The sequence below is a fragment of the Blautia sp. OM06-15AC genome (genome assembly GCF_003481425.1).
Lineage (GTDB): Bacteria > Bacillota > Clostridia > Lachnospirales > Lachnospiraceae > Fusicatenibacter > Fusicatenibacter saccharivorans.
Genome location: NZ_QULD01000010.1, coordinates 1 through 12,098, shown reverse-complemented (window position 1 = coordinate 12,098; position 12,098 = coordinate 1). Strand labels below are relative to the sequence as shown.

General features: G+C 47.4%; 15 protein-coding genes. 14 read left to right on the top strand and 1 reads right to left on the bottom strand.

Features of this window, described 5'->3' with window-relative positions:
- Positions 1–163: 163 nt before the first annotated feature.
- Together DXB83_RS12485 and DXB83_RS12480 are read left to right on the top strand one after the other, a co-directional pair.
- Positions 164–454, top strand: a complete 291-nt coding sequence (locus DXB83_RS12485) for a CD1845 family protein (protein ID WP_005927606.1) — start codon at positions 164–166, stop codon at positions 452–454.
- A gap of 79 nt (positions 455–533) precedes the next feature.
- On the top strand, positions 534–1,949 hold the full coding sequence (locus DXB83_RS12480) for a relaxase/mobilization nuclease domain-containing protein (protein WP_118697710.1): 1,416 nt from the start codon (positions 534–536) through the stop codon (positions 1,947–1,949).
- A gap of 169 nt (positions 1,950–2,118) precedes the next feature.
- Here DXB83_RS12480 and DXB83_RS12475 read toward each other — a convergent pair whose 3' ends face one another.
- Complete coding sequence (locus DXB83_RS12475) at positions 2,119–2,478, bottom strand: helix-turn-helix transcriptional regulator (protein ID WP_036626676.1); 360 nt, start codon at positions 2,476–2,478, stop codon at positions 2,119–2,121.
- A gap of 153 nt (positions 2,479–2,631) precedes the next feature.
- Between DXB83_RS12475 and DXB83_RS12470 the strand changes: the two genes are divergently transcribed.
- The 12 genes from DXB83_RS12470 (at position 2,632) to DXB83_RS12420 (ending at position 11,656) form a co-directional block, all read left to right on the top strand.
- Positions 2,632–2,820 carry a helix-turn-helix domain-containing protein gene (locus DXB83_RS12470; RefSeq protein WP_117527352.1) on the top strand — a complete coding sequence of 63 codons (189 nt, stop codon included), beginning with the start codon at positions 2,632–2,634 and terminating at the stop codon, positions 2,818–2,820.
- Positions 2,813–3,514, top strand: coding sequence for a response regulator transcription factor (locus tag DXB83_RS12465; RefSeq protein WP_005945175.1), 702 nt, complete (start codon positions 2,813–2,815; stop codon positions 3,512–3,514). The genes DXB83_RS12470 and DXB83_RS12465 overlap by 8 nt, the downstream gene beginning before the upstream one ends.
- 2 nt (positions 3,515–3,516) lie before the next feature.
- On the top strand, positions 3,517–4,440 hold the full coding sequence (locus DXB83_RS12460; RefSeq protein WP_118697709.1) for a sensor histidine kinase: 924 nt from the start codon (positions 3,517–3,519) through the stop codon (positions 4,438–4,440).
- Between the two features lie 92 nt (positions 4,441–4,532).
- Positions 4,533–5,300: an ABC transporter permease gene (locus tag DXB83_RS12455; RefSeq protein WP_005945168.1), complete on the top strand. Its 768-nt coding sequence runs from the start codon at positions 4,533–4,535 to the stop codon at positions 5,298–5,300.
- Positions 5,301–5,312: 12 nt separating this feature from the next.
- Positions 5,313–5,738, top strand: a complete 426-nt coding sequence (locus DXB83_RS12450) for a DUF3887 domain-containing protein (RefSeq protein WP_085808135.1) — start codon at positions 5,313–5,315, stop codon at positions 5,736–5,738.
- 17 nt (positions 5,739–5,755) lie between these two features.
- A complete protein-coding gene (locus tag DXB83_RS12445; protein WP_117719596.1) occupies positions 5,756–6,679 on the top strand; it encodes an ABC transporter ATP-binding protein in 924 nt (307 codons plus the stop codon).
- A complete protein-coding gene (locus DXB83_RS12440; RefSeq protein WP_005945158.1) occupies positions 6,672–7,403 on the top strand; it encodes an ABC transporter permease in 732 nt (243 codons plus the stop codon). The genes DXB83_RS12445 and DXB83_RS12440 overlap by 8 nt, the downstream gene beginning before the upstream one ends.
- Before the next feature lie 10 nt (positions 7,404–7,413).
- Positions 7,414–8,148 carry an ABC transporter permease gene (locus DXB83_RS12435; RefSeq protein ID WP_270844310.1) on the top strand — a complete coding sequence of 245 codons (735 nt, stop codon included), beginning with the start codon at positions 7,414–7,416 and terminating at the stop codon, positions 8,146–8,148.
- A 466-nt stretch (positions 8,149–8,614) separates the two neighbouring features.
- Positions 8,615–9,037 carry an RNA polymerase sigma factor gene (locus tag DXB83_RS12430; protein ID WP_199696594.1) on the top strand — a complete coding sequence of 141 codons (423 nt, stop codon included), beginning with the start codon at positions 8,615–8,617 and terminating at the stop codon, positions 9,035–9,037.
- Between the two features lie 441 nt (positions 9,038–9,478).
- Positions 9,479–9,748 carry a hypothetical protein gene (locus DXB83_RS12425; protein WP_004064267.1) on the top strand — a complete coding sequence of 90 codons (270 nt, stop codon included), beginning with the start codon at positions 9,479–9,481 and terminating at the stop codon, positions 9,746–9,748.
- A gap of 133 nt (positions 9,749–9,881) precedes the next feature.
- A complete protein-coding gene (locus tag DXB83_RS16695; protein WP_199696593.1) occupies positions 9,882–10,058 on the top strand; it encodes a hypothetical protein in 177 nt (58 codons plus the stop codon).
- An 89-nt stretch (positions 10,059–10,147) separates the two neighbouring features.
- Complete coding sequence (locus DXB83_RS12420; RefSeq protein ID WP_118697707.1) at positions 10,148–11,656, top strand: recombinase family protein; 1,509 nt, start codon at positions 10,148–10,150, stop codon at positions 11,654–11,656.
- Positions 11,657–12,098 lie beyond the last annotated feature (442 nt).

The following is a 12,098-nucleotide window of genomic DNA, read 5'->3' as shown; positions in this document are numbered from 1 at the left end:
AGGCTTCCGTTGCGGGGCTTGCCGCCCTGCTCTTTTTTTACCACTTCGGGCCAGTATGGCCCAAAAGTTTGGGACAGGATTCACTAATCTTTCGCAACATTTATGTCCCCGGGCAGGCATGATAAAATAGAGGTAGGAAGGATAGATAAAGGAGGTTTTGAAGATGAAGATACTGCTGAAAATATTGGTTGCTCCCTTTGCTTTAGCGTTGTCCCTTCTGGCGGCTCTGCTGGTGTTCCTATTTGATATTTGTGCCGTCCTGCTGACGATTGCCTCTGTGATCCTGACGGTGCTGGGTGTCGCTCTCTTTTTCACGCCGACGCCCATAGGCGGGATTGTATTTCTGTTTCTTGCCTTCCTTCTTTCGCCGTATGGACTGCAAGCGGCGGCGGGCTCCCTTCTTTGGGCGCTGGACGGAGGCAAATCCGCTCTGTACCGGTTTCTGGCAAGTTAAGCAGCCTCGGGCCATACTGGCCCGAAGTCGGGGCGGTCTGAATGGGCCGCCCCTTTCTCATGGAAAGGAGGAATGATTTTTGGCTACCACAACTTTGTTACAGCGCCATGCGGGCGAAGGCGAAACGATTGCTGAGGCTATCCGGGATTGTCTGGACTATGGCAAGGACCCGGAGAAAACAGAAAGCGGAAAGTATATCTCCGCTTATGAATGTGATCCGGCCACCGTGGCGGACGAGTTCCTTTTGGCAAAGGCCAGCTATGCCGCTATGACGGGCCGGGAACAGAAGAAAGAAAATAATGTGCTGTGCTATCAGATACGACAATCCTTCTATCCGGGCGAGATCACCCCGAAGGAGGCGAACCGTATCGGCTATGAGCTGGCTATGCGCTGGACAAAGGGGCGGCACGCTTTTATCGTTACCACGCACACCGATAAGCAGCACATCCATTGTCACATTTATTACAACTCCACCACCCTTGACTGCACCCGGAAATTCCGAAATTTTTGGGGCTCCAGCTTCGCCCTTCGGCGGCTCTCTGACAGGCTGTGCCTTGAAAACGGGCTATCCATCGTGGAGAACCCGAAGCCCCGGAGCAAGGGCAAGTATCGGAACTATGGAGAGTGGCAGAAAGACCGGAAAGGGCCGCTTTCCTATCAGGACAGGCTGCGCCTTGCCGTTGATACTGCGTTGGCGGAACGCCCCGCTGATTTGGACGAATTTCTCAATTTGATGAAGCGGGCCGGGTATGAGGTCAAGACGGTTCGGGGCGGCGGTATCAGCTTCCGGCTGACCGGGCAGGGACAGGAACGCTTCACCCGTCTGCGTGCCTCCACGCTGGGGGACGGCTACGACTTGCAAGATGTTCTGTCCGCCATTGAGGGCAAAGAAAAACGCCCCGGGCGCTCGGAGCGGAAAATCAGTCTGGCGGTGGATATTCAAGCAAAGCTGGCTGCCGGTAAGGGGCCGGGATATGAACGCTGGGCGAAGGTATTTAACATTAAGCAGATGGCCGCCGCTCTTGCCTATATACAGGACAATAACCTGACCGATTATGAGCAGTTGGCGAAGAAAGCCACCGAGGCGGCAGACCGTTTCCATGTTATTTCCGAACAGGTCAAGCAGACGGAGCAGGCCATGAAAACCAATGCCGGGCTAAAGGCCGCAACGGTTCAGTATGCCAAAACCCGCCCAGTCTTTGAGCAGTATAAGGCGACGAAGTACAGCCGGAAATTCCTTGCGGAGCATGAGGCCGACCTTGAACTGTACCGGGCTGCACAAGCGGAAATGCGCTCTCTGCTGGGCGGGGCGAAGCTCCCTAAAATGGATGTGCTGAAGGAGGAAGGCCGCAAGCTCACAGCAAAGAAAAAACAGCTCTATGGAGAATACCAGAAGGCACGACGGGATATGCAGGAGATCGTCACGATCAAGGCGAACATTGACACTCTGATGGGCTACACCGAGCCGGGAAGAAAGCAGGAAAAGGAGCGTTAAGGTTATGAAAATAAGGAGCAAAGCGACGCTGACACTTCGGGCCATGTTGGCCCGAAGATACGGGTTTGGGGCGAGCCCCAACAAGCCGCCTTTGTGCCACTTGTGGCCACAGAGGCATTGCTTGCCACTTAGCGACAGCCCCTAAAATGACGCAAAAAAACAGAGGCCCTTATTCTGGAACCTCCGTTTCTCTGGCTTTCTTAATGCCCTCGGCTGTGGCTTCTATTACGACAAGCTCTTTTTCATTCATGGAGTTTAGAAGCACATCAATGTGCTTTCTGCAAGAGCTTGACCTTGCCCCTCCGTCCGCATGAATAAACTGGTCAACTGAAACGTCAAACATGGTAATGAGTTTAACAAAAAGGTCAAAGCTGGGATACTGACCCTTGTTCTCAATATTCATAATGGTACGGGAGTCACGGTCTACTAATTCCGCAACATAGGCTTGTGTCCAGCCCTTTTCTTCTCTGGCTCTTTTGAGAGCCGCCCCGAGGCCGTGAAAGTCAAACCTTCTTTCATCTTGGTTCATTCTCATATCACCCTATATCATTCTACATTTCTGGTTGAATTATGAGAATGTAATTAGATTTTACATTAAGTAGTATTTTATTTCGCATCCATGTGGGCTCTAACTTGTATTATTCGAGGTAGAGAACTATAATATATCCTGTGGAGGTGCGAAATGGACTATATGACATTGAAAGAGGCCGCCGAAAAGTGGGGCGTGACACCTCGTAGGGTAAATTATTATTGCGCCGGTGGGCGTATCCCCGGCGCTGTGAAAATGGCTGGTGTTTGGCTGATCCCTAAAGCTGCGGAAAAGCCGATTGATGGCCGGACAAAACAAGGGAGGTTGCTGAAACATGAATAGTGTTTTGATTATAGACGATGACAAGAAACTTTGTGCCTTGATGAAAAAATGTGTGGAACAAGAAAATTTATCTGCGGTAGTAGCACATGGCGGCTTAGAGGGTCTGAGGCTACTGGAAAAAAACAAGGATACCTGTTCACTAATTATTCTGGATGTGATGATGCCAGATATGAACGGGTTTCAAGTATTGCAGAAAATCCGAGAGAAAAACAATGTGCCGGTGCTGATGCTGACCGCCAAAAGCGACGAAGAAGATAAGGTTTCTGGTCTGCGGCTGGGAGCGGACGATTATCTGACAAAGCCGTTTGGAATTAACGAACTGATGGCTCGTGTCAATTCTCTAATCCGGCGCTATACCACCTTAAACCCTGTGACCGGAAACGAAGCCGCCACCATGCTTCTGAAAGATATGGTAATTGATAAAATCAACCGAACCGTAACGGTTCAAAATCTCCCGGTAGACTTGACCGGCAAAGAGTTTGATTTGCTTCTATTTTTGGCGTCCAACAAGGGTCGGGTCTTTACTAAAAAACAGCTTTATACGCAGGTGTGGACAGAAGAATATGATTTTGACGACAATAACCTCATGGCATTTATCAGTAAACTGCGAAAAAAAATCGAGCCAAATCCAGAACAACCTTTTTATATTCAGACTGTCCGCGGTGTAGGGTATCGCTTTAACAAGGAGGCATGAGCATGGAAATTAACCTTTATCTATTGTTGTCCTTATTGATTGCTTTGCTGGTAATCAGCTATCTTTTGGGAAAACTTCACCGCGTCCGTGGTCAGCTTTTTCTTATTAGGGATGCCCTAAACGATATAAAAGCCGGGAATTTGAACCGCCGTGTATTGGCGCGGGAAAGCGACCTGACAAAACAAATCTGTTATGATATTAACGAGATTGCCATGAGCAGCCAATCTCGGCTTATACAGCAAAAGCAATCCGAACAGGCTTATAAACGGCTTATGACAAGCCTTTCCCATGATGTAAAAACCCCTCTTGCTTCTCTGGTTGGATATTTGGAGGCTGTGGAAAGCAAGATGGTAACAGGAGCTGAGAAGGAAGAATACATTCGGGTGGCTATGGAAAAAGCCCACCACCTGAAAGATTTTGTGACCGCCCTGTTTGAATGGGTGAAGCTGGATGCCGGGGAACAGATTTTTCATTTTGAGGTCTGCGACCTGAATGAGCTTTCCCGTGACATCATGGCTGATTGGGTGCCGCTGCTGGAAAACCACGATCTTAGCTATGAAATTGAGATACCCGAAACAGAATACATGACACGGGTTGACTCTACCGCCTACACTCGTATTCTCAATAATTTACTGCAAAATATTCTGACGCACAGTGATGCAAGCAAAGTTTTCCTGACCGTGACTGAAACTGAGCAGCAGGCAAAAATCGTTGTTGCTGATAACGGCAACGGGATTGCCGCCTCTGATCTCCCGCATATCTTTGAACGGATGTATCAATGCGATCACTCCCGTTCTGCCAAAGGGAACGGGCTGGGCCTTTCGATTGCCAAAGAGTTAGTCAGTATTCATAAAGGAACGATTACAGCCGCTAGTGTTCCCGGAAACGGAACAACCTTTATCATCATACTTCCGAAAGCTCTGTGATCCCACGGAGCTTTTTTTGAAAAAATTTTATCTCGGCAAGGTTATGGCAAGGTTTGCGTTTTATAATTGGAACCATGAAAGGAGGAAACCGTATGACGATTATTACAACTGAAATCCAGAAATGGAAACGGAATAAAATTGTCTGGTGCATTTTGGCTCTAACACTTCTGCTTGGAGCGTTTGCGATTGAAAGGGCTTGCAGCATTTCAAGGAGCAGTCCCTTTATGGATAGTTTTGGCGACCTTTACACACTGGCCTTTAAGAATCTGTCCAGCCTGTTTCTGCCGATTGTGCTGGGAATGTTTGCAACGACACTGTTTTTCGATGAACACAAAAATGACACGATGAAAGAACTGCTTATCATCCCTATTACAAAAGCACAGCTATACTTTTCAAAAGTCGCTGTGGTTATTCTGATGTCCGTAGGACTGTGCCTGATTACTTTTCTTTTGTGTGTTGTCGGTGGGCTGATTGCCGGAGGCTTTCCCGATCTGAACGCCCAAACACTGATGGACGCTGGTCTTTTGTATCTGGCAGGTGGTATTCTGATTCCCATAGCCATGCTTCCGATTGTGTTTCTTTCCACGCTGTCAAAGGGATATATCCTGCCCATTGGCGCAACGCTGCTTTATCTGATTCCCGTAGTCATTGCCCCGGCTTATCTTACGGGAATACACCCGCTGGCAAGCGTGATGGGGATTTATCCCCATATTTCCGAAGCGGCCGCAGCTATGGTAGAAAGCCTGATGCAAGGCGTTTTATTCAATACTTCGCCGCTTGTTTGTGTCGGTTCGCTGCTCTTGATCGGTGCTACATTTGCCGCCGCATCCGTAGTGGCTCTAAAAAAGCAATCTTACTGAAAGGAAAGACCTATGAAACGATTGAGTTGTTTATTACTCGGTATTCTGCTTGTTTTTTCTCTTTGTGCCTGCCAGCAGGCTGCTCCATCTTCCGGCGAGGCTCCCGACCAACAGGCCATTACGGAAGAAGCAACCGAATACTTTAACCAAATGATGGATGGAGATTTTGAAACTTTCTTCAATGCGTTGCCGCAGGGCGTACAGGACAATATTTCTGCGGAGACGATACAGGAAACATGGGAAGAAGAAGTCGATAAGCTGGGCGGGCTGCCGGAGAACACTTCCCCGGATGTGTCCTGCTATGTGCCGGAACACTCTGACCAAATCCGTGTTGAATTTGTCATTCCTTGTGACAAAGGCAATTTCAAAGTATTCATCAACTATTTCCCGGATGGCAGCCTTTACAACTATGTTATCTGGAAGAACGAAACAAAATGAGAAAGCGAGGCATTTTTATGAGTGATCTTGTGATTGAAACCAAAAAGCTGACAAAGATTTACGGGGAACAAACTGCCGTTAATTCTGTGAATCTTCATGTAAAACCGGGCCGGATTTATGGACTTTTAGGACGCAACGGAGCCGGTAAAACCACAATTATGAAAATGATTTTGGGCCTTACACCAATCACTTCCGGCGAAGTAGATGTGTTCGGACAGAACATCAAAGGCCATGAGAAACGCATTTATCCCCGTATTGGAGCCATCATCGAAACTCCCGGTTTTTATCCGAATCTGACCGGCACAGAAAACCTTGAAATTTTTGCGAAGTTACGAGGGACACCCCAGCCCAATGCCGTCAAGAACGCGCTGGAAGTTGTGGGATTGCCCTACAAGGACAAAAAGCTGTTCAGTAAGTATTCCCTCGGCATGAAGCAGCGCCTCGGTATTGCCAACACTATTCTGCATGACCCGGAGCTTTTGATTTTGGACGAGCCGACCAATGGACTTGACCCTATCGGTATAGCCGAAGTGAGGAACTTTATTAAGAATTTAAGTGTGGAGCGTGGCAAAACCATCCTAATTTCCAGCCATATACTTTCCGAAATTTCACTGTTGGCAGATGACATAGGCATTATCGACCACGGGGTTCTGCTGGAAGAAAGCAGCATGGAAGAATTAGAAAAGAAAAATCGGAAATACATCCAGCTTCAAGTGTCGGATATTCCAAAAGCCTCTTTAATTTTGGAAAGGCAATTCCATGTGACCGATTATGCGGTGCAGGACGAACACAACCTGCGGCTTTATGACACCGCACTGGATATGGCGGCAATCAACAAGGCCCTTGTGGTGCAGGATGTAGCTGTTATCAGCTCCCAAATCTGCAATGATACCCTTGAGGATTATTTCAAACAGATCACAGGGGGAGAGGGAATTGCTTAAACTGATACAAGTTGAATTTCTAAAACTGCGCCGGAGAAAGTTTATCTGGCTCATGCTGCTGGCGGCGCTCTTTATGCCACTGGCTGCCGTATTTTACTTTTCAAGTGTCAAAGGAACCGGTGTGGACCCCATTATGTTTTACAAATGGACAGCGTTCAGCTATACCCCGTGGATCATCCTACCGGTAGTGCTGGGGATGTTGTGTACCATGCTGATGTATAACGAAAACCAGTATGATATGCTCAAACAGCTTTGGATTGTACCGGTCAATAAAATGGCATACTTTTTCAGCAAGTTTGCTGTGGTGCTGGTGTATTCCATTTGCTTTATGCTAGTTACCGCAACGGCGTCCATTCTGACCGGCATACTATCCGGTTATATTCCCTTTGACAGTGAAAGTGTCCTTTATCTTTTGCGGAAGTGTATGGAAATTTCTCTGTTGACCGCCTTTGCGGTGTTACCAGTACTGGCGGTTGCCGCAGCGCAAAAGGGCTATATTCTCCCTGTTTGCCTGACGCTGATTTATACATTCCTCGGCTTTATCCTCTTGATGGTGAATATGTACCTACATCCGCTGTCCAGTATGACCGCTATTGTTATGTATGATATTCCGGGTGTTGTATTCGATCAGCCATTAAATATTCCAGCCGCATTTCTGTGTATTGGTGTATGGGCTGCTGCTTCGGCTGTATTGGCGAATGTGGCATTGGTTCGGAGAAAGTGAGGTGCAAAAAATGATGAAAGATTTGCTTTGGGCGGAGAGCCAGAAACTCCACCGTTCCAAAATACTCTGGATTGCTGGGTTTGCAACAGTCATGGTAGGGTTGATCGTCTTTGCACAGGGACAGTTTACATTCTATGACCGCCGATATATTGACGGGGCTGGATGGTTTATGACAGCGGCCCAATCCCTTGCTACCTTTTATGTTCTGCCTGCTGTAATTGCCCTATTGGGAAGTTATATGATTTGCCGGGAGGAACAGGAGGATACCTTAAAATCTCTGCGGCTCATTCCCGTAGATGAAGTGAAACTGACACTTGCCAAAATGATACTTGCCTTTGTGTTCAGCGTTCTGATTTACCTTTTACTTTTTGCAATTACCTTTCTTGTCGAGGCAGTTTTGCATTTAGAAGCACTTTCCGTTGGCCTTGTGTTAGAAAATCTGAAAATATATTTTCTGGATGGGGTAGGCGTATTCTTTGCAATTTCGCCTATTGTCGCTCTGGTAGCGCGGATGAAAAAGGGGTATTGGCTGGCTCTGGTATTTGCAGAAATTTATTCGTTTGCTGGATTATTTGCGAGTATGTCCCAGCAGTTAAAGACGGTATATCCCATGACAGCCGTTTTCAATATCTCTGGTTATTATAATGCAAATATGTTTCAGGTTTTAATCGGCGTTGTAATTCTGATGGTTTGTGTGATTTTGTCATTGTTAATTTTGAAAGGATTGAACCGCAAGACTAAATAAATGCAATATATCTAATGATCTGCCGGACGACGGCAAAAGAAAAAAAGCCGTCGTAAAGCAGACACATTTTCACGCGCCTATGAAGCGGCGGCTTTGATTTTCAGAGCCGCCGTTTCTTTTCGTCTATCCTAAACCAACGACGACCTAACACCGTGTAAATCCACGGCGGCATATAGGAGGATTGCCGCCGTGTCTATTTTTGTCTTTTTTCACAGTACCCATGATCTGCACCAGCTAAAAAAAGCGTAGCTCCCCCTCCGGGTTATTCCGGCTATGTATGCGAAATTTGTTGGAACCTTAACTATCATGTCATTTCATGCGTCCGTGTGGCTTCATGCCGCCCGGGCGCTTTTGTGTTCTTATGGGGCTGCTTCGGGTCATGTTGGCCCGAAGTCATTCCCCGGTGCCGCTCCCCGCCGCCTTCGTTTCGGTCACTCGTCAACCAACAACCGAAACGGAGGTCAATATGGCTATTATCAATTTGCGGGACTATTACCCATTCTATACATCGGATTGCTTCATGGAAGTATCGGAAGAAGTTGCAGAAATGTTCAAAGAGTTTGATCGTAAAGAGGCTGCTTATCGGCTGCGTACATACCGCCACAAAGCCTACTATTCCCTTGATCGGGATGACGGGCTGGAGCATGAGGCTGTCTTTGTCGCTTTATCTCCCCATGAACTGTATGAGCGGAAAGTGACCATGCAGGAGCTTCATGCGGCGATTGCCAGTCTGCCGAACAAACAGGCAAAACGGATTTACGCTCATTTCATTCTCGGCATGACCAAACAGGATATTGCCCGGGCAGAGGGCGTCCATGAAAAAGTGGTTCGTGTCGCAATCGAGCGAGGTCTGCGACGCTTAGAAATAATTTTGAAAAATTCTTTGTAAGGCGTACCGATTTAGGCCGGAAAATGAAATGGCTTATGAGAGGCAAAACACTTCGGGTCACAATGGCCCGAGGTTCAGACAAGCCTCATGCAGATTGAAAATTGAATAAAAAGACACCCGGATACGAAGGGAAACGCGCTGTGTGACAGACCCGCCATGACCTCGGATTTCAGAGAATACAGTCTTTGTAAAACTGAGCGAGCGAACAGGTCCATGCCATAGGTGGGGCAAGGCTGGCTCCACCGGAACAGGCGCAGAACCCGGATACTTGCGTTTAGTCACAGTCCGAGCGTTGAAGCGGTCTTGCAAGCCGTGAGCCGTCGCAGGCAATGAGAACGCCTTGCCATCAGAATGGGGAGAGTTGAAATACTATGGGGCATGAAGCCTATGCCCGTCCGGTGTGTCTGAAATGAAGTGAAAACCTATGGGGAGCCCCCGGCAATGCTGTCTGATGATAGGCCAACCGATCCGGCGTGGCTCCCCATCTTTTCAAAAAAGGAGCACTTTATGGGAAATGCGTTTGGAATGATCCCCGGCTTGGAAACGGACGAATGGAGCAATGACGCCTGCCGCGGTTATGTCATTATGGCAATGGAGGACTGCGGATTTTCAAAGAAGGATATACGGCGTGTTGTGGGGCAGCTTTATGAAGTATTTGACCTCAACAGCGTGGAGGACGCCAAAGAAAAGTACCATTCCAGTCCTTACTGACCTCGGGTCACATCGACCCGAAGTGGAGAAAGCTCAAAGGGCGGCACCTGCTGGGTGCCGTCTTTTGACATTTCCCCACGGGACAAGTGGGAAAGGCAGGCATATACACGCACTTTCGCAAAGGAGGTTTTCAATGACGCAAGCTGTCACTTATGAACGAGAAACAAAGTCTGTCGCATTTCAAGGGAAGATCATTGTGCTGGAAAGCCTCACGCCGGTGCTTCCACCGAAGGAGAAAGAACAGCGCAAAAAAGAAATTGAGCGCTGCCTTTTTGAGGTGTTCCGCAAATATGGGGACAGATTTCCCTAATCATTCGCAACATTGTTGTCCGGGGCTGCTGATGGTATAATATAGTTGTAAGGTTGGTAGCTCCATTCCAGCAAGGAAAGGAGCCCAATATGGAATTTATCAGAGAAGATTGTATTTACGCAAGACAGTCAGTAGACCGCAAGGACAGTATCAGCATTGAAAGTCAGATCGACTTTTGCAAGTATGAATTGAAAGGCGGGAGCTGCCGGGTATTTAAGGACAAAGGCTATTCCGGTAAGAATACGGACAGACCGGAGTTTCAAAAGCTGCTGGGCGAGATCCGCAAAGGAAAGGTCCGGCGGGTCATCGTGTACAAGCTGGACCGTATAAGCCGCTCTATTCTGGACTTTGCAACGATGATGGAGCTGTTTCAAGAGTACGATGTGGAGTTTGTATCATCCACGGAAAAGTTTGATACTTCGACCCCGATGGGCCGGGCCATGCTGAATATCTGCATTGTATTCGCCCAGCTTGAACGTGAGACAATTCAGAAGCGTGTCACAGACGCCTACTATTCCCGGTGTCTGAAAGGCTTCCACATGAGCGGGCAGGCGCCATACGGTTATCAGTTAGAGCCTACTGTGGTAGAGGGTATCCGCACAAAGAAAATGGTTGCCGACCCCGTAGCCGCCGACCATGTTCGGCTGATGTTTGAAATGTACGCTGAACCGGAAACCTCCTTCGGAGATATTACCCGATACTTCGAGGAACATGACATAAAAATTTATGGCAAATCCATGTTCCGTACATTTCTTTCCCAGCTTTTAAGAAACCCCGTTTACGCACAGGCCGATTTGGAGCTGTACGAATTTTTCAAGAGCCAGGGCGCAGCGATTGTCAATGATGCTTCCGACTTTGCCGGAACAAACGGCTGCTATCTCTATCAGGGGCGGGATGTGAAGGAGGACAAGGACAGGTGCTTAAAAGACCAGATACTTGTTATCGCTCCCCATGAAGCACTCATTTCCTCTGACACATGGCTGAAATGCCGGAAAAAACTTATGGCAAATACCACCTTCCAGCAGGGACGGAAACCGAAAAATACTTGGCTGGCCGGAAAAGTCAAATGCGGGCATTGTGGGTATGCTCTGAAAGCCACCCATGTACCAAACAGCACCGGATATTTCCGCTGTACCAAACGGACGGAAAACAAAGGCTGTCCGGGCTGCGGGAAAATCCGCAAAGAAGAATTTGAGCAATTCATTTTCTCGGCCATGCAGGAGAAGTTCAAAGACTTTCAGATACTCCACGGCAGGGAGGAAAAAGTCAATCCGAAGCTGACCGCCTATCAAGTGGAGCTGGCACAGGTGGAGGCAGAAATTGAAAAGCTGCTGGATATGCTGACCGGAGCCAATGCGACCTTGCTTGCCTACGCCAACAAAAAAATTGAAGAACTGGACACCCGACGCCAGACCATTTCAAAGGCAATCGCCGAATTGAGCGTTGAAACCATATCTCCCCAGCAGATAAAGAAGTTATCCTATTATCTCGACAACTGGGACAGCATAGATTTTGACGACAAAAGAAAAGCCGCCGATGGTTTGATCTCTACGATCAAGGCCACCAGCGACCGTGTTCTGATAGAGTGGAAAATCTGACATTTCCGCTCTATCGCCCCTCATTTCTATTTTATCTTGTTTGTACCCCTTGTACACCGATGTTTAACAAATCATTTAAAAACACAAAAACTTTTTATATTTTTTTATATTTTTTTACAATATGATAAACTATTCTTCCCCTCATGAGCAAGGGATTAGGAGTTCCCTGTGGCGGTTAGTATGCAGTAGTTCGATTATCCTGTAAGCGTGAGTTTTCCAAACTTATCGGATTCTTGGTAGTTGCCTTAGTAGCCGTTGGTCTTGTATTCAATGCGTCCGGCGTAAAAGATGTATTGTTACAGTTATTCAATAAGATTATTGGAGCATAAAATTAGTATTGCTATTGTGCGGACATTTGCATATAATAAAGATAGATGGAAATACTACTCACGAAAGACTAACTATTAAAAGTCAAGCCTTAAAATGATATTTTTTGAATAAA

What these genes read in the sequence shown, in the direction of transcription:
- DXB83_RS12420 (WP_118697707.1), top strand. Translation starts at nt 10,148, where the DNA reads ATGGAATTTATCAGAGAAGATTGTATTTACGCAAGACAGTCAGTAGAC.
- DXB83_RS16695 (WP_199696593.1), top strand. Translation starts at nt 9,882, where the DNA reads ATGACGCAAGCTGTCACTTATGAACGAGAAACAAAGTCTGTCGCATTT.
- DXB83_RS12475 (WP_036626676.1), bottom strand. Translation starts at nt 2,478, where the DNA reads ATGAACCAAGATGAAAGAAGGTTTGACTTTCACGGCCTCGGGGCGGCT.
- DXB83_RS12445 (WP_117719596.1), top strand. Translation starts at nt 5,756, where the DNA reads ATGAGTGATCTTGTGATTGAAACCAAAAAGCTGACAAAGATTTACGGG.
- DXB83_RS12485 (WP_005927606.1), top strand. Translation starts at nt 164, where the DNA reads ATGAAGATACTGCTGAAAATATTGGTTGCTCCCTTTGCTTTAGCGTTG.
- DXB83_RS12425 (WP_004064267.1), top strand. Translation starts at nt 9,479, where the DNA reads ATGCTGTCTGATGATAGGCCAACCGATCCGGCGTGGCTCCCCATCTTT.
- DXB83_RS12460 (WP_118697709.1), top strand. Translation starts at nt 3,517, where the DNA reads ATGGAAATTAACCTTTATCTATTGTTGTCCTTATTGATTGCTTTGCTG.
- DXB83_RS12430 (WP_199696594.1), top strand. Translation starts at nt 8,615, where the DNA reads ATGGCTATTATCAATTTGCGGGACTATTACCCATTCTATACATCGGAT.
- DXB83_RS12465 (WP_005945175.1), top strand. Translation starts at nt 2,813, where the DNA reads ATGAATAGTGTTTTGATTATAGACGATGACAAGAAACTTTGTGCCTTG.
- DXB83_RS12450 (WP_085808135.1), top strand. Translation starts at nt 5,313, where the DNA reads ATGAAACGATTGAGTTGTTTATTACTCGGTATTCTGCTTGTTTTTTCT.
- DXB83_RS12435 (WP_270844310.1), top strand. Translation starts at nt 7,414, where the DNA reads ATGATGAAAGATTTGCTTTGGGCGGAGAGCCAGAAACTCCACCGTTCC.
- DXB83_RS12470 (WP_117527352.1), top strand. Translation starts at nt 2,632, where the DNA reads ATGGACTATATGACATTGAAAGAGGCCGCCGAAAAGTGGGGCGTGACA.
- DXB83_RS12455 (WP_005945168.1), top strand. Translation starts at nt 4,533, where the DNA reads ATGACGATTATTACAACTGAAATCCAGAAATGGAAACGGAATAAAATT.